This window comes from Microbacterium xanthum, assembly GCF_034531355.1.
GTDB classification, from domain to species: Bacteria; Actinomycetota; Actinomycetes; order Actinomycetales; family Microbacteriaceae; genus Microbacterium; species Microbacterium xanthum.
Genome location: NZ_JAWHUE010000004.1, coordinates 111412 through 128302, shown reverse-complemented (window position 1 = coordinate 128302; position 16891 = coordinate 111412). Strand labels below are relative to the sequence as shown.

Annotated in this window: 16 protein-coding genes; 3 read left to right on the top strand and 13 right to left on the bottom strand. The window is 68.9% G+C overall.

The window, feature by feature from the left end; all coding sequences use genetic code 11:
* Position 1: 1 nt before the first annotated feature.
* The 12 genes from efp to RZO50_RS12880 form a co-directional block, all read right to left on the bottom strand.
* Positions 2-562 (bottom strand): elongation factor P, encoded by a 561-nt coding sequence (gene efp, locus RZO50_RS12935; protein WP_322600144.1) that lies wholly within the window; start codon positions 560-562, stop codon positions 2-4.
* A gap of 88 nt (positions 563-650) precedes the next feature.
* Complete coding sequence (gene aroQ, locus RZO50_RS12930) at positions 651-1115, bottom strand: type II 3-dehydroquinate dehydratase (protein ID WP_416211604.1); 465 nt, start codon at positions 1113-1115, stop codon at positions 651-653.
* A complete protein-coding gene (gene aroB, locus RZO50_RS12925; protein ID WP_322600143.1) occupies positions 1112-2188 on the bottom strand; it encodes a 3-dehydroquinate synthase in 1077 nt (358 codons plus the stop codon). The genes aroQ and aroB overlap by 4 nt, the downstream gene beginning before the upstream one ends.
* Complete coding sequence (locus tag RZO50_RS12920) at positions 2185-2697, bottom strand: shikimate kinase (protein WP_322600142.1); 513 nt, start codon at positions 2695-2697, stop codon at positions 2185-2187. Before RZO50_RS12920 ends, aroB begins: the two co-directional genes overlap by 4 nt.
* Entirely contained in the window at positions 2694-3911 is a 1218-nt protein-coding gene (gene aroC, locus RZO50_RS12915) for a chorismate synthase (RefSeq protein ID WP_322600141.1), read from the bottom strand. Before aroC ends, RZO50_RS12920 begins: the two co-directional genes overlap by 4 nt.
* A gap of 4 nt (positions 3912-3915) precedes the next feature.
* Positions 3916-4749 carry a shikimate dehydrogenase gene (locus RZO50_RS12910; RefSeq protein WP_322600140.1) on the bottom strand — a complete coding sequence of 278 codons (834 nt, stop codon included), beginning with the start codon at positions 4747-4749 and terminating at the stop codon, positions 3916-3918.
* Positions 4743-6248, bottom strand: a complete 1506-nt coding sequence (mltG, locus tag RZO50_RS12905; protein WP_322600139.1) for an endolytic transglycosylase MltG — start codon at positions 6246-6248, stop codon at positions 4743-4745. The genes RZO50_RS12910 and mltG overlap by 7 nt, the downstream gene beginning before the upstream one ends.
* A complete protein-coding gene (ruvX, locus tag RZO50_RS12900) occupies positions 6248-6721 on the bottom strand; it encodes a Holliday junction resolvase RuvX (RefSeq protein ID WP_322600138.1) in 474 nt (157 codons plus the stop codon). Before ruvX ends, mltG begins: the two co-directional genes overlap by 1 nt.
* The gene (alaS, locus tag RZO50_RS12895) at positions 6718-9378 is read right to left on the bottom strand and encodes an alanine--tRNA ligase (RefSeq protein ID WP_322600137.1); all 2661 of its coding nucleotides are present in this window, start codon (positions 9376-9378) and stop codon (positions 6718-6720) included. The genes ruvX and alaS overlap by 4 nt, the downstream gene beginning before the upstream one ends.
* A gap of 61 nt (positions 9379-9439) precedes the next feature.
* Positions 9440-9697 (bottom strand): ATPase, encoded by a 258-nt coding sequence (locus RZO50_RS12890; RefSeq protein ID WP_322600136.1) that lies wholly within the window; start codon positions 9695-9697, stop codon positions 9440-9442.
* A 248-nt stretch (positions 9698-9945) separates the two neighbouring features.
* The gene (rpsD, locus tag RZO50_RS12885) at positions 9946-10575 is read right to left on the bottom strand and encodes a 30S ribosomal protein S4 (RefSeq protein WP_322600135.1); all 630 of its coding nucleotides are present in this window, start codon (positions 10573-10575) and stop codon (positions 9946-9948) included.
* A 177-nt stretch (positions 10576-10752) separates the two neighbouring features.
* On the bottom strand, positions 10753-12138 hold the full coding sequence (locus RZO50_RS12880; protein ID WP_322600134.1) for a replication-associated recombination protein A: 1386 nt from the start codon (positions 12136-12138) through the stop codon (positions 10753-10755).
* A gap of 123 nt (positions 12139-12261) precedes the next feature.
* Between RZO50_RS12880 and RZO50_RS12875 the strand changes: the two genes are divergently transcribed.
* From RZO50_RS12875 to RZO50_RS12865, 3 genes are all read left to right on the top strand, one after another.
* On the top strand, positions 12262-12558 hold the full coding sequence (locus tag RZO50_RS12875; protein ID WP_322600133.1) for a dioxygenase: 297 nt from the start codon (positions 12262-12264) through the stop codon (positions 12556-12558).
* A 288-nt stretch (positions 12559-12846) separates the two neighbouring features.
* Positions 12847-14034 (top strand): DUF349 domain-containing protein, encoded by a 1188-nt coding sequence (locus RZO50_RS12870; RefSeq protein ID WP_416211613.1) that lies wholly within the window; start codon positions 12847-12849, stop codon positions 14032-14034.
* A 63-nt stretch (positions 14035-14097) separates the two neighbouring features.
* Positions 14098-14646: a type IV toxin-antitoxin system AbiEi family antitoxin gene (locus RZO50_RS12865; RefSeq protein ID WP_322600132.1), complete on the top strand. Its 549-nt coding sequence runs from the start codon at positions 14098-14100 to the stop codon at positions 14644-14646.
* Here the strand turns inward: RZO50_RS12865 and RZO50_RS12860 are convergent.
* Positions 14633-16879 (bottom strand): RelA/SpoT family protein, encoded by a 2247-nt coding sequence (locus RZO50_RS12860; RefSeq protein ID WP_322600131.1) that lies wholly within the window; start codon positions 16877-16879, stop codon positions 14633-14635. The two genes, RZO50_RS12865 and RZO50_RS12860, sit on opposite strands and share 14 nt — an antisense overlap.
* Positions 16880-16891 lie beyond the last annotated feature (12 nt).

Genomic DNA, 16891 nt, shown 5'->3' with positions numbered 1-16891 from the left:
GTCAGTTCACGCGGCCGAGGTAGTCACCCGTGCGGGTGTCCACCTTGACCTTGGTGCCGGTCTCGAGGAACAGCGGGACCTGGATCTCGTAGCCCGTCTCGACGGTGGCGGCCTTGGTGCCCGCCGACGAGCGGTCGCCCTGCAGGCCCGGCTCGGTGTAGGTGATCTCGAGGACGACGGAGGCCGGCAGGTCGAGATACAGCGGCGTGCCGTCGTGAAGGGCGATCGTCACCTGCAGGTTCTCGAGCATGAAGTTCGCGGCGTCGCCGACGGTGGCGGCCGGAACGTTGATCTGGTCGTAGTCGGACATGTCCATGAACACGAAGCTCTCGCCGTCGTTGTACAGGTACGTGTAATCGCGACGATCGACGTTCTGGATGTCGACCTTCGCACCGGCGTTGTAGGTACGGTCCACGACCTTGCCCGACACGACGTTCTTCAGCTTGGTCCGCACGAAGGCGCCACCCTTGCCGGGCTTGACGTGCTGGAACTCCACGACGCTCCAGAGCTGTCCGTCGATGCTGAGCACGACGCCGTTCTTGATGTCTGCGGTGGATGCCATGAGGTGAAGAGTCCGTTCGTTGGGTGATCGCGGGCGCTCAGCGCCGGTCCGACGTTCGATTCTAGAGGATCGCGGGGCGCGCCGCCGATCAGCAGCGGGTCGGTGAGAGGATGAGCTCGATCAACGCGGTCACGGCTTGTGCGTATCCAGGCACCCCGGCGCCGACGACATGCACCGACGCGACGTCCGCGACGTAGGAATGGCGACGGAAGGACTCTCGCGCGCGCACATCGGAGATGTGCACCTCCGCGACCGGCAGGGCGACACCCGAGAGGGCGTCTCGGAGGACGACCGAGGTGTGGGTGAGCCCGCCCGGATTGATGACGATGCCGGAGCAGTCGGTGCGCGCGTCGTGGATGGCGTCGATGAGCACACCCTCGTGGTTGCTCTGCACGGCGCGGACCTCGAAGCCGTGCCCGGCGGCGGCCTCGGCGACGGTCCGCTCCACGTCGGCGAGCGTTTCCGTGCCGTAGATCTCCGGTTCGCGCGTGCCCAGCAGATTGAGGTTGGGCCCGTTGACCAGGAGGAGGCGACGAGTGCCGATATCGGTCACTCCCCGACCTCCTGATATGCGGCGAACAGGAGGGACTCATCGGGTGCTTGCAGGACGGTGGGCTTGGCGATGTCGTCGAGCACGATGAAACGCAGCATGCCGCCGCGGCTCTTCTTGTCGCGCTGCATCGTCGCGAGCAGCTGGTTCCAGGCGCCGGCGCGATAGGTCATCGGCAGGCCGAGGGATCCCAAGACGTCGCGGTGGCGCGCCACCGCCTCGTCCGAGAGGCGTCCGGCCAGGCGCGAAAGCTCGGCGGCGAAGACCATCCCCACGGAGATCGCTGCACCGTGACGCCAGCGGTACCGCTCGGCGTGCTCGATGGCGTGCCCGAGGGTGTGGCCGTAGTTCAAGATCTCGCGCTGGCCGGCTTCGCGCATGTCGGCTCCCACGATGCGCGCCTTCATGTCGATGGCCAGTTCGAGCGATCGACGGAAGGCATCGCTCCGCGGATCGACCGCCGCCCGCGGGTCCGCCTCGATGAGGTCGAGGATCTCGGGCGCCCAGATGAATCCTGCCTTCACGACTTCGGCATAGCCGGCGACCCGCTCGTGGTCGGACAGCGTCTCGAGCAGATCGAGGTCGCAGAGGACGGCGTGGGGTGGCCAGAACGCCCCCACGAGGTTCTTGCCCTCGGCGGTGTTCACACCGGTCTTGCCGCCCACGGCAGCATCGACCATCCCGAGCACCGTCGTGGGGACCTGCACCACGGCCACGCCGCGCAACCAGGTCGCGGCGACGAACCCGGCCAGGTCGGTCACCGCGCCTCCTCCGAACCCGACGACGGCGTCCGTCCGCGTGAAATCGGCCTGACCGAGCACCTGCCAGCAGAAGGCGGCCACCTCGATGCGCTTCCCCTGCTCGGCATCGGGGATCTCCGCCAGGAGCACCTCCCGGTCGGTCATGAGCTGCAGACGCAGCTTCTCGGCCTCGGCCGACAGGGTCGGCGGGTGCACGATCAGCACTTTCCGGGCGGATGCCGGAAGCGTCTCGCCCAGGCGCGCGAGGACCCCCGCCCCGACCGTGATGTCGTACCCGGCGTCGCCGGACACGGAGATGGTTGTGATCTCGCTCATACGTCCTCCTCGTCGCGAACCCACTGCGCGATCGCCTCGACGACGCGTTGCAGCGGGCCATGGGATGTGTCGAAGGTGCGGTCGGCCAGTCGACGATAGACCGGCTCGCGCTCTTTCAAGATCGCCTCCCAGCGGGCGAGGCCGTCGTCGTCGCCCAGCAGGGGACGCGCCGTCCCGGATACGCGGGCGGCGACCACTCGCGGCTCGACGGTCAACAGCGCCACACGGTGGCCGGCGAGGTCCGTCTGGGTGTCCGCATCCAGCACCGCGCCGCCGCCGAGGGAGACCACGCCGCCTCGGGCGAGTCCCGCCGAGACGGCCTCCCGCTCCCACGCCCGGAAGACGTCCTCGCCGTGCTCGGCGAAGATCTGCGGAATGGGGCCGTGGGCGCGGATGACGGCGGTGTCGCTGTCGTAGAAGGGCCGGCCGAGGGCCTTGGCGACTTTGCGTCCGATGCTGGTCTTTCCCGCACCCATCGGCCCGATGAGAACGAGGGAAGCCGCCGTCATACGTCCAGGAGTGCGCCGTCGCTCACGGCGGTGGAGCGCAGCGTCTCCGGGATCGACGCGATGTACGCCTCCAGGTTGCGCCGCGTCTCGGCGACGCTGTCGCCGCCGAACTTCTCCAGGACGGACTCGGCCAGGACCAGTGCGACCATCGCCTCGGCGACGACACCCGCGGCCGGCACCGCGCACACATCCGATCGCTGGTGGTGCGCGGACGCGGTGTCGCCCGTACGGACGTCCACGGTGCGCAACGCATGCGGCACGGTGGCGATCGGCTTCATCCCGGCGCGGACCCGCAGGGTCGTGCCCGTCGACATGCCACCCTCGGTTCCGCCCGCGCGGTCGCTCGAGCGGGTGATGCCGTCCTCGGCGATGAACAACTCGTCGTGCGCGCGAGAGCCCCGCCGGCGGGTGGTCTCGAAGCCGTCACCGATCTCGACGCCCTTGATGGCTTGAATACTCATGAGCGCCTGGGCGATCTTGGCGTCGAGCTTGCGGTCCCACTGCACGTGGGAACCGAGCCCCGGCGGCAACCCGTAGGCGAGGACCTCCACGATGCCGCCGAGGGTGTCGCCGTCTTTCTTGGCCGCGTCGACCTCCTCGACCATCCGCGCACTGGTGGCCTCGTCGAAGCAGCGGAGCGGATCGGCGTCCAGGGCGTCGACGTCATCGGGCGAAGGAAGGGCGGAGTCCTCCGGAGTACGCACCGGGCCGATGGAGAGAGTGTGGCTGACCAGCCGGATACCCAACTCCGACAGGAACGCGCGCGCCACCGCGCCCAGGGCCACTCGTGCGGCCGTTTCGCGTGCGCTGGCTCGCTCGAGGATCGGGCGGGCTTCGTCGAAGCCGTACTTCTGCATACCGACCAGGTCGGCGTGACCGGGGCGGGGGCGGGTCAGGGCGGCGCCCCGGCCGCGCGAGCGTTCGGTCAGGGCGACCGGCTCCGGGCTCATCACCTCGACCCACTTGGGCCATTCGGTGTTGCCGATGCGCAACGCGATGGGCGAGCCGAGACTGAGTCCGTGACGCACGCCGGCGGAGATGTTCAACTCGTCCGCCTCGAACTTCATGCGCGACCCGCGGCCGTAGCCGAGCTTGCGCCGAGCGAGGTCGGCTTGGATCGCCTCCCGGGAGATCGGGACTCCGGCGGGGAGTCCTTCCATCATGGCGACGAGTTCGGGGCCGTGGGATTCGCCGGCCGTGAGCACGCGGAGCATTGGTCTAGTCTCCCACGACCGCGAGCCGCATTGCTGCGACGACGTCCGCTTCGCGCGGGAGAGCGGCGTCGGGGTCTCCGCCCCGGAAGATCCTGACCTGCCGGACGGCCTGGTGCAGGAGCATTCCGAGCCCGGAATGGGCGTCGGCGCCCTGCGCGTGCCAGGCGGCGGCGAGGCACGTCGGCCAGTGACCGTACACGGCGTCGAACAGGGTCCCACCGGCGGCGGCGAGACCGTGGGCGAACTCGGACGGGACCGCGGCGTCTCCGGGCAGCGTGGCCACCGTCAACGGCACCGCGTCGTGCCGGCCGGCGAGCGATCCGACGGTCACACGAACACCGATACGGGATCCGAGCTCGACGAGATCCTGCGCGGCCTCGGGCCGTCGGGCCACGACGTCGACCCGCTCGGCCCCGGCCAGCTGCAGGGCGACGAGCGCCGAGGTGGCCGTCGCGCCGGCCCCCACGATGCGCGCCGCGGCCACCTGCGCGTGTCCGATCTCCGCGAGGGCCGCGACGATCCCACCGATGTCGGTGTTGAAGCCGACGGGCCCGTCGGCGTCGAACACATACGTGTTGACGGCGCGGGTGAGTTCGGCCCCACGGTCCACGCGAGCGGCGGCCGCGAAGGCGACGGATTTCAAGGGCATCGTCAACGACAACCCGCGCCACTCGGCGCCCAGTCCCGCCACGCTCGTCGTGAACGCCACGTCGTCGACGCGGCGCCGTCCATACGACCAGTCCAGCCCGAGGACGCCGTACGCCGCGGCATGCATCTGCGGCGACCGGCTGTGCGCGATCGGGTCGCCCCACACCGCCAGCCGACGACCGCTCAGCACCCCGAGTCCGGGTTCTCGCTACACCAGTCGCGCCACTGCTCCACCGCGACCAGATGGTCGGCGTAGGTGTTCGTGAAGACGGTCTCCCCCGTGTCGAGGTTGACCGTGACGAAGTACAGCCAGGGGCCGTCAGCCGGATTCATCGCCGCGTCGATCGCGACATCACCCGGGTTCGCGATCGGACCGATCGGCAGGCCCGGGTGGACGTAGGTGTTCCACGGGTTGTCGTCGGTGAGCGCCTCTTCGGAGGAGCTGACCGTTCCGTCGTCCTCGCCGATGCCGTACTGTGCGGTCGAGTCCATCTCCAGCCGACCGAAGGTCTCTTCGTTGTCCGGGGCCAGTCGGTTCTGGATCACACGCGAGACCTTGTAGAAGTCGTCCTCCTCGCGAGCCTCGCGTTGGATGATCGACGCGATCGTGAGGATCTCCTCACGATCCTCCTCCGGCACGCCCGCCGCGTCGAGGGACACGATCGCCCGGTCGACCATCGTCTGAACGACGTCGGCGGCGGTCGTGTCCGGGTCGAACGTGTACATCGCCGGGAACAGCCAGCCCTCGAGGCTGTCGGCGGACACGCCGTACTGCGACGGGTCGGCGACGGCGGCTTCGAAATCCTCCAGCGGGATCCCCGTGCCCTCCGCCAACAACGGCAACGATTGTTCGACCGTCAGTCCCTCCGGCAGCAGGGCCGAGTTCTCGAGCTTGTTCTCGGGATTCTGCAACGCCTCCAGTGCGGCCTCAGAAGTCATCATCTGCTGCAGTTGGTAGACACCCGGATAGAAGGTCGGGTTCTGGCCGGTGTCGACGAGCATGTCGTAGAACGCGTCCGGTGTCTTCGTGACCCCGGCGTCGAACAATGACTGGGAGATCGGCCCGCCGGTATCGCCGGACGAGATGGTGACCAGCGCCTCCCCCGTCGCCATCCCCGGCTCGTAGTCGGCCGGCTCCTGCCAGCCCATCACGTCGCGGATCTGCTCCTCGTAGGTGGACCATACATACAGGCCGGCTCCGGCGAGGCCACCGAACAGGACCAGAACCACGCCGAAAGCGATCCAACCGCCCACGCGCCGACGCCGCCGCGTCGGCGGGGGCGGAGTCGTGCCGTGATCCTCCGTCGTGCCGTTGCCGGTGAAGAGGTCCTCGAGGGACTCCCGCGGAGCCGCAGGTCGGGCGTCGTCGTCGCGACGCCGGCTCGCGGGAGCGCCTTCCGGGGTGCGCAGATGCGGTCGTTCATCGGCAGGCCTCGACGAAGGCGCCGGCGCAGGTGCCGCCTCCGGCGTCGCAGGATCGCCTGTCGCCCGGTCATCAACCGGTGCCGAGGCCCGACGCGCCGCGGCCTCGCGGGCCGCGCGGCGCGAGACGGGAACCTCCGGCTCCGTCGGCCCGGCAGCCGCGCCCTCCCCCGGGCTCTCCCGTTGCGGGTCCCGCCGTCGAGGGTCGGGAAGTTTGTCGAAGAGATCCGCGAACGGATCGTCGAAGGATGACGACGACTGTGGCATCAGGTGCTCTCCTGCACCGGGGGGACGGGTGTACCTGGGGGGCGACCGGTGCTCTTCTCGACCTCGAGGGCCTGCTGGAGCAGGACCACCGCGGCGACTTGATCCACAATCGTACGAGACGACTTCTGTGATCGGCCCGCGCGGCGCAGCTCCGCGTGGGCCGACACGGTGCTCAGGCGTTCGTCCACCAGCCGGATCGGGAGGTCCGTCCCGGCCGCGACCTCCCGGGCGAAGGCGCGCGCGTCCGTTGTGGAGGCGGTCTCTTCGCCGCGGAGGTTCATCGGCAGGCCGACGAGGATCTCCACGGCGCCGAGCTCTCCGGCAAGGGTGATCACGCGCGCGACCGCGGCGTCGCCCCGGGCAACCGTCTCGACGGGCGTCGCCAGCATGCCATCGGGGTCGCACCGGGCGACGCCCACGCGGGCCCGGCCGACATCGATGCCGAGCCGGACCCCGCGTCGGAAAGTCGTCATGCCGCGCGCAGGGAGTCGACGATCGAGGTGAGCGCGGCGGGGATCGATGCCGCGTCGGACCCGCCGCCCTGCGCGACGTCATCACGCCCGCCGCCGCCGCCACCGAGCACACCGGCAGCGCCCTTGGCCAAAGCACCGGCTTTGGCTCCTTCGGCACGCGCGGCCTCGTTCGTGGCCACCACGACCGTCACGCGATCCCCGACCGTCGCGGCCAAGGCCACCACCGCGGCAGCCGAACCGAGACGATCTCGCACCTGCAGCGCCAGGCTGCGGACGTCGTCCGCCGAGGCCGCGGTCCCGATCGTCTCGGCGACGACGCGGACCCCGCCGATGTGTTGCTGCTTCTCGACGAGCGACGGCGCCCTCTCCGTGAGCGCCTTCGCCTCGAAGGCGGCGATCTTCTTCTCCGCGGCCCGGAGGTCGGCCGCCAGCTCGGCGATACGCGCGGGGAGCTGATCCCTCGGCGTCTTCAGTGACGTCGACAGCTGGGACACCAGCGCACGCTCGGCGGCGAGTTGACGGAACGCGTCGAGGCCGACGAGGGCTTCGACGCGCCGATTCGAGGCGCCGACCGACGCTTCCCCGACCAGACTGATCAGACCGACCTCGGCGCTGCCGGAGACGTGGGTGCCCGCGCAGAGCTCGCGAGACCACGGTCCGCCGATGTCGACCATGCGGACCGTGTCGCCGTACTTCTCTCCGAACAGCGCCATCGCGCCCAGATCCTTGGCTTCGTCCAGCGGCAGGACACGCGTGGTGACCTCGAGGTTGTCCCGCACCGCGTTGTTCGCGATCTCCTCGATCTCGGTCTTCGTCGCCTCCGAGAGCTGCTGCCCCCAGGTGAAATCGAAACGCATGTATCCGGCGCGGTTCAGGGAACCCGCCTGCGTCGCGGACGACCCGAGGGTGTCGCGCAGCGCGGCATGGACGAGATGGGTCGCGGAGTGCGCCTGCCGCGCGGCGCGACGATTCGCGGCGTCGACGACGGTCGTGGCTGCCTGCCCGACACCGACCTCACCGGTGACGACCTCCACGGTGTGGCTGATCAGACCGGGGACCGGACGCTGAACGTCGAGCACATCGAGCTCGTATCCGGGCCCCACGATGACGCCCTTGTCGGCGACCTGGCCACCCGACTCGGCATAGAGCGCTGTTTCGGCGAGGATCACCTCGGCGACCTGACCGTTGAGGGCGCGATCCACCGAGACGCCGTCCACGAGGACGCCCAGCACCGAACTCTCGGTCTCCAGGTCGGTATAGCCCGTGAACACCGTCTCGCCCTTCGCACGGAAGTCCCGGTACACACTGTGGTCGGCGATCGCGCGCTTCCGACTGCGAGCGTCGTCCTTGGCACGCTGGCGCTGCTCCTGCATCAGCGAGTCGAACGCGGCGCGGTCCACGTCGAGACCGGCTTCCTGCGCGATCTCCACCGTCAGGTCGATGGGGAAGCCATACGTGTCGTGCAGCAGGAAGGCCTCGGACCCCGCGAGCGTCCTCCCCCCGGAGTCCCGGGTCTGCGACATCGACAGATCCAGGATCGTCGAGCCGGCGGCGAGGGTGCGCAGGAAGGTCTCCTCCTCGGCGAACGCATATGCCGAGAGTCGCGAGTAGTCCGTGTCGAGCCCCGGGTACGACTCCTTCATCGCATCGCGGGACGCGGCGAACAACTCCGGGAAGGTCGCCCCGTCGACGCCCAGCAGGCGCATCGCGCGGATCGCCCGCCGCATCAGACGGCGCAGGATGTATCCACGTCCCTCGTTGGAGGGGGTGACCCCGTCCGACAGGAGCATCAGCGAGGATCGGATGTGATCCGCCACCACCCGGAACCTCACATCGTCCTCGTGGTCGGCGCCGTACCGACGGCCCGACAGGTCGACGGCACGATCGAGCACCGGCCGAACCTGGTCGGTCTCGTACATGTTCTCGACACCCTGTTTCAAGAAGGCGACCCGCTCCAGGCCCATGCCGGTGTCGATGTTCTTCTGCGGCAGCTCACCGACGATGTCGAAATCGAGCTTCGACCGCACGTTCGTGATCGCGTACTGCATGAACACGAGATTCCAGATCTCGACGTAGCGGTCGTCATCCGTGGCGGGGCCGCCGTCGACGCCGTACGCCGCACCGCGGTCGAAGAAGATCTCCGAGCACGGCCCGGCCGGACCAGGCTGTCCGGTGCTCCAGTAATTGCTGTCCTTGCCGAGGCGCTGGATCCTGTCCGGCGAGATACCGGCAACGGACTTCCACAGCGACTCCGCCTCGTCGTCGTCCTCGTACACCGTGACCCAGAGGTCCTTCTCGTCGAAGCCGAGGCCGCCGTCGGCGTCGCTGCGCGTGAGCAGCTCCCACGCGTAGCCGATCGCGCCTTCCTTGAAGTAGTCCCCGAAGGACCAGTTCCCCATCATCTGGAAGAACGTCCCGTGTCGAGGGGTCTTGCCGACCTCCTCGATGTCGTTGGTCCGGATGCACTTCTGCACGTCGGCGGCGCGCGGATACGGAGCCGGGACCACACCCGTCAGATACGGAATGAACGGCACCATCCCGGCCACCGTGAACAGCAGCGACGGATCGCTCGTGACGAGAGAGGCCGAGGGGACGATCGTGTGACCGTTCTCCTCGAAGTAGTCGAGGTAGCGCTGGGCGATGTCAGCGGTCTTCATGCGGTCCTTCTGCAAAAGGATGCCCGACCGGTGCGATCGGGCATCGATGGATCTGGGCGGATCAGTCGCCGGCGGATGAGTCGGCGGCGACGCCCTTGGTCGTGGCGACGGCCTCGGCAGCAGCGTCGGCGACGCTCTCGACGATGCCGGCGATGCGAGTCTCCTGTTCGCGATACGCGTCACCCATGCGATCGGTGAACTCGCCGATGCGCGCATCGATCTCCGCGAGCATCTCGTGTCCGCGCGGGTCCTTGTTGACCATGTGGGCGACGACGAAGCCGCCGGCGACTCCGAACGCGAACCAGACGAGGTTCTTCATGTCACGATCTCCTTCGGTCTCCTGCCGCTCCATCGTAGGCGGTGGAGGCGGGCGGTGGGGACGACGAAGGGCGCCGGGTCTCCCCGACGCCCTTCGTACGGATGCCGTTGACGGCTTCGCCGCTGTACTGCGCAGCGCTCAGCGCGCTGCGTACCGGTACCGTTGACGGCTTCGCCGCTGTACTGCGCAGCGCTTAGCGCGCTGCGTACCGGTACCGTTGACGGCTTCGCCGCTGTACTCCGCAGCGCTTAGCGCGCTGCGTAGTACTCGACGACCAGCTGCACGTCGCACACCACGGGCACCTCGGCGCGCTTCGGGCGGCGCACCAGACGGGCCTGCAGCTTGTCGAGTTCGACCTCGAGGTAGCCGGGGACCGGAGGCAGAACCTCGGCGTGACCGCCGGCGGCCGCGACCTGGAACGGCTCCATGCCCTCGCTCTTGGGCTTCACGTGGATGAGCTGACCCGGCTTCACGCGGAACGACGGACGGTCGACGGTCTGACCCTCGACCATGATGTGACGGTGCACGACCAGCTGGCGGGCCTGCGAGGTGGTCCGGGCGAAGCCGGCGCGCACGACGAGGGCGTCGAGACGCATCTCGAGCAGCTCGACCAGGTTCTCACCCGTCAGGCCGTCCTTGCGGCGGGCCTCGTTGAAGGTGTTGCGCATCTGCTTCTCGCGGATGCCGTACTGCTCGCGAAGGCGCTGCTTCTCACGCAGACGGACGGCGTAGTCGCTGTCCGCCTTGCGCTTGTTGCGACCGTGCGGGCCGGGCCCGTACGGACGCTTCTCGAGGTAGCGGGCGGCCTTGGGGGTGAGCGCGACGCCGAGCGCGCGCGAGAGGCGGACCTTGCGGCGGTCCTGGGACTTCGTAGCCACGAAGACTTCCTTCCGATGACGTGGCCGCGTCTTTCGCGGCTCACGGACGTATCGCCCCCTCCTCGCCCGATCCGAACTGCACGCCGGGGCACGCCGGATGGTTGTCTGAGGAGAGAGGGGATGCCCGAAAACTCATGTTTCGAGCCGATCGATCTTATCAGACCGCCAACCGGAGGTTCAGTGACCGTTCTCGTCCGCAAGGATGCGGCGGATCTTGTCGACGCGCGCGCCCAGATCGCGTTCGTGCCCTCGCGCGGTCGGCTCGTAGTACCGACGCCCGCGCAGCTCATCGGGAAGGTACTGCTGTCGGGCGACACCGACCTCGGTGTCATGGGGATAGAGGTAGCCGCGACCATGACCCAGTCGTTTGGCTCCGGGGTAGTGCGCGTCACGCAGATGCAGGGGGACACGACCGAATCCCCCGGCCCGCACGTCCGCGATCGCCTGGTCGATGGCCAGGTAGGCGGCGTTCGATTTCGCGGCCGTGGCGAGGTAGGCCGTGGCCTCGGCCAGGGGTATGCGCCCTTCCGGCATCCCGATGAACTGGACGGCGTCGGCGGCAGCCACCGCGACGGGCAGCGCCTGCGGATCGGCGAGGCCGATGTCTTCCGACGCAGAGATGATGAGGCGTCGTGCGATGAACCGCGGGTCCTCCCCCGCCTCGATCATGCGTGCGAGGTAGTGCATCGCCGCGTCCGCGTCGGAACCCCGGATCGACTTGATGAAGGCGCTGATGACGTCGTAGTGCTCGTCGCCCTGCCGGTCGTAGCGCAGCAGCGCCCGGTCCACAGCCGCGGCGACGTGCTCCGCGGTGATCTTCGGGCGCTCGGTATCGTCGGTCGCCTCGTCGGCCGCCGGCTCCTCGGCCGGGCCCTCCCCGCGGTCGACGGCGGGGCGTGCGAGGACGGCGGCCGCTTCCAGCGCCGTCAGCGCGCGGCGAGCATCGCCCGAGGAGAGCCGCACGAGCGCGTCGCGCGCGTCATCGTCGAGCTCGACCGCGCCGGCCAACCCGCGCGCGTCGCCCACGGCGCGGTCCACCAGCAGAGCGAGGTCGGCATCGGTCAGCGGCTTCAGCGTCAGCAGGAGCGACCTCGACAGCAAGGGCGAGATCACCGAGAAGGACGGGTTCTCCGTCGTCGCGGCGATCAGGACCACCCATCCGTTCTCGACACCCGGGAGGAGCGCGTCTTGCTGGGCCTTGGTGAAGCGGTGGATCTCGTCCAGGAAGAGGATCGTGGACTGGCCGTACAGATCGCGCTGCGTGAGCGCATCCTGCATGACCTCCCGCACGTCTTTCACGCCTGCGGTGATCGCCGACAGCTCGATGAAGCGCCGTCCCGACGAGCGAGCGATGGCCTGCGCGAGGGTCGTCTTGCCCGTTCCCGGCGGGCCCCAGAGGATCACCGAACTGGAACCGGCGGTCGCCGCGTCGGGATCGGCCAGAGCGACCAGCGGCGAGCCCTTCCGCAACAGGTGTTCCTGACCGGCGACCTCATCGAGCGACGCGGGACGCATGCGGACGGCCAGGGGCGTCTGCCCTTGGAACAACGCCGACGAACTCATCCCGCACAGGCTACCCGTCGCCGCCGACACCGCACCGCGCACGAAGGGACGGACGGGAGGTGGCTCGAGCCGCGCGCGGTCACGGATAGGATCGACCCGGCCTGCGGGCCGAGAGGAGGACCGGTGCCCAGGAACGATCGCAGGAACCGCGAAGAGCGCCAACGCACACGTCTCTACGAGGCGCGGCGCCGTTTCCACGACGACCGCATCGCGCGGCGCACGCGCGACAACCTCGTCGCCGGCCTCGGCGGCGGCGTCATCCTCGTCGCGATCATCTCCTTGCAGACGCTGTACTTCACCGCCGGCCCGGGCGCACCGACACCGGAGCCGACCGGAGCCGTCGTCACCGACCCGGCCCCTTCGCCGTCCCCGTCCTCGAGTGACCGGTCGCCGACGCCGGAGACCTCCGCCACCCCCTGACCGGCACCCTTCCCAGGGGTCGGCACGTACTAGGCTGTCACCGTCCATCCCCCGAAGGCGGCCGCGTGCCGTGATGAGGTGCTATCCGTGACTGCCGCAGCAGACTCTCCCGTCGACCCCCAGACCTCCGACACCCCCGAGCGCGAGGCCGGTCCCGCCGTGCCGGCTCCGCCCACCCCGGCCGCCGTGCGGAGCACGACCCCCGCTGCGGAGCCCGCAGTGGCCGACGCGGCCGCCGCGCCGGAGACCACCGACCAGCCATGGGGACGCGTCGATGATGAGGGCACCGTGTCGGTGCGCGAGGGCGATGCCTGGCGCGTGGTCGGACAGTATCCGGACGGAAGCCCGGCGGAAGCTCTCGCCTACTTCGAGCGCAAGTACGCCGATCTGGCCAGCGAGGTGACACTGCTCGAGGTGCGACACCGTCGCGGCGGCGCCTCCGCCTCCGACCTGCGCGCTGCTGCGGCGGGCGTGATGATCAAGACCGAGGGCGCTGCCGCGGTCGGAGACCTCGCCGGGCTCACTTCTCGACTGCAGGCGCTCATCGCCGATCTGAGCGCCGCCAGCGAGACCGAAGCCGCCGAGGCCAAGCAGGCCGTGGACGATGCCGTGGCCGAGCGCACGCAGATCGTGGAGAAGGCCGAGGCACTTGCCGCACGCGATCCGCAAACCGTTCAATGGAAGCAGGCGTCAGCGGAGATGTCCGCCCTCTTCGATGAGTGGCAACAGCATCAGCAGAACGGCCCGCGCCTGCCCAAGTCGGCCGGCCAGCAACTCTGGAAGCGGTTCCGCGAGGCCCGCTCCACGGTCGACAAGCACCGGCGCGAGTTCTACGCGCAGCTCGACGAAGCGCACAAGGCGGTACGCCAACGGAAGAACCGCCTTGTCGAGCGCGCGGAGGCGCTCGCGCCGCAGGGTGAGGACGGTATCGCCGCCTATCGATCCCTGTTGGACGAGTGGAAGGCCGCCGGCCGCGCCGGCAAGAAGGCGGACGATGCCCTCTGGGCGCGGTTCAAGGCCGCGGGCGACGCGCTCTTCCAGGCGCGTTCGGAGCGCGCCGCCGCGGACGCCGAGGCTTCCAAGGAGAAGATCGCCGCGAAGAAGGAGCTGCTCGCCGAAGCCGCGCCGATCGCCGACGAGTCGGATCTGTCCAAGGCGCGTGCGCTCCTGACGGGTGTTCAACGGCGTTGGGATGAGATCGGTCGCATCCACCCCCGCGAAGCGGAACGCGCCCTGGACGACGACCTGCGAAAGATCGAGCAGAGCGTCCGCGCCCGCGAGGATGCCGACTGGAAGCGGAACAACCCCGAGACCAAGGCCCGTGCAAATGACATGACCCGTCAGCTGCACGACGCGATCGCCAAACTCGAGCAAGACCTCGTCGATGCCGAAGCCGGCGGCGATGCTCGCAAGATCGCTGCCGCCAAGGACGCGCTCGAGGCGCGCCGAGGGTGGCTCCGAGCGCTCGGCGGCTGAGACACCGTCCACAGATCACGACATCCGCCGCTCCGACGGATCCCTCCGGAGCACACTGGGGTCGTGACCACGCGCTTCCTCTACTTCGCCGGTTCCGACCTGTCTCCTGCCGAGTTGTCGGCGGCGCGCTTGGACGGGCACATCGTCGAGGTGGGCGAGGCGTACATGCCCTTCGACGCCGTGGAGACGGCGGAGTTGCGCGCGCGATCGCTGAGCGCCGTGGCGCCGCCGTCGCTGACGATCAGCCACCTCTCCGCCGCGTGGGTGCACGGCGGACGCGCGGAGCCTCCCGCTCGGCACGCGGTGTGCCGCACCGAGTCCTCACGCCTTCACCACGTCTTCGATCGACGGCGTGTGCTGCACGATCGCGCGATCCCCGCGGCCGATCGCGCACGGATCGGCGGCATCTGGGTCACAACCCCCGCACGCACGCTCGCCGATCTCGCCCGAAGCGCGGACGAACACCAGCGCGCGGCAGCGCGTGCGCTGGCCCGGGTCGCGCCCGAGGCGGTGGCCCCGGCTCTGGCATGGATCGAGGCGCGAGAACGGCTACCGCATCGACGACGTGCCTCGGCACTGCTGACGGCCCTTGCGTCGGTCAGGAGGACGTGACGCGATAGACGTCGTACACGGCGTCGACCCGGCGAACGGCGTTCAGGACGCGGTCGAGGTGGACGATGTCCCCCATCTCGAAGACGAACTTGCTGATGGCCAAGCGATCGTTGGAGGTCGACACCGACGCCGAGAGGATGTTGACGTGATGTTCGCTGAGCACCCTGGTGATGTCGCTGAGAAGGCCCGAGCGGTCCAGCGCCTCCACCTGGATCTGGACGAGGAAGACGCTCTTGGACGTCGACCCCCACTCCACGTCGATCAGACGCTCGGGATCTTGCATGAGCGACTTCACGTTCGTGCAGTCAGCGCGGTGGACGGACACCCCGCTGCCGCGCGTGATGAATCCGACGATCTCGTCGCCGGGGACGGGCGTGCAGCACTTGGCCAGCTTGACGAGGATGTCCGGTGCACCGCGAACCAGGACGCCCGAGTCGCCGGCACGAGGCTGGCGGGAGCGTCCGACGATCGGGATGTCGATCGGCCCGGTGGCGGTTTCCTCGGCGGCCACGAGAGCGGTGACCTTCTCGATCACCGACTGCGTCGAGACATGACCCTCGCCCACCGCGGCGTACAGCGCCGACACGTCCTCGTAGCGCAGCTGCTGGGCGACTTCGGTGAACGAGTCCTGGCTCATGAGGCGTTGCAGGGGGAGATTCTGTCGTCGCATCGCTCGGGCGATCGACTCCTTGCCCTGCTCGATCGCCTCTTCGCGCCGCTCTTTGGTGAACCATCCGCGAATCTTGTTGCGCGCGCGCGTGCTCTTGACGAATCCGAGCCAATCCTGACTCGGACCGGCATCGGGATTCTTCGACGTGAAGACCTCCACGACATCGCCGCTGGTCAGCTCCGTCTCCAACGGCACGAGCCGACCGTTGACTTTCGCGCCCATCGTCCGGTGGCCGATCTCGGTGTGGACGGCATAGGCGAAATCGACCGTGGTCGCCCCGGAGGGCAAGCCGATCACACGACCCTTCGGCGTGAAGACGTAGACCTCCTTGGCGCCGATCTCGAAACGCAGCGAGTCGAGGAATTCGCCGGGGTCGGCGGTTTCGGCCTGCCAATCGGAGATGTGCGCGAGCCAGGCCATGTCGGCGTCGACGGCCTTGCCGTCCGCCTTGCCTCCGGCGATCTGCTCCTTGTACTTCCAGTGCGCCGCCACGCCGTACTCCGCCTGCTGGTGCATCTCGTGGGTACGGATCTGGATCTCCACCGTCCGGCCGCCCGGGCCGATCACCGTCGTGTGCAGTGACTGATAGAGGTTGAACTTCGGGGTGGCGATGTAGTCCTTGAATCGACCGGGGAGCGGCGTCCAGCGCGCGTGGATCGATCCGAGCACCGCGTAGCAATCGCGCACGCTTCCCACGAGGACGCGGATGCCGATGAGGTCGTAGATGTCATCGAACTCCCGGCCGCGCACCACCATCTTCTGGTAGACGGAGTACAACTGCTTCGGTCGTCCCATCACCCGCCCGCGGATGCGGAGATCGCGAAGATCCGAGTCCACCGCGTCGATGACGTTCTGCACGTACTGCTCGCGCTGCGGTGTCCGCTGCTTGACGAGGCTGTCGATCTCGGCGTAGAGCTTCGGATGCAGCACGGCGAAGGACAGATCCTCGAGTTCCGACTTGATCGTCTGGATGCCGAGACGGTGCGCCAGCGGCGCGTAGATCTCGAGCGTCTCCGTGGCCTTCTTCGCGGCCTTGTGCGGTGGGACGAAACCCCAGGTGCGGGCGTTGTGCAACCGGTCTGCCAGCTTGATGACCAGCACACGGATGTCCTTCGACATCGCGACGATCATCTTGCGGACCGTCTCGGCCTGGGCACTTTCGCCGTACTTGACCTTGTCGAGCTTGGTGACGCCGTCGACGAGCATCGAGACCTCGTCGCCGAACTCGGCGTTCAGCGCATCGAGCGGGTAGTCGGTGTCTTCCACCGTGTCGTGAAGGAGGGCGGCGGCGATGGCCTTGGGGCCGAGACCCAGCTCCGCGAGGATCTGCGCGACGGCGAGCGGATGCGTGATGTAGGGCTCGCCACTCTGGCGTTTCTGCCCCGCGTGGGCCGCATCCGCCACCCCGTAGGCCCGCTCGATGATCGTGAGGTCGCTCTTGGGATGATGGGTCCGGACCGCGCGGATCAGGGTCTCGACGTCATCCCGCCGGGCCGCGCGCGAGAAGATGCGCGGCACCAAACGGCGCAACGACGACTGCGCGGGAGGGGCGGCTTCGGTCATCGGATCTCCTCC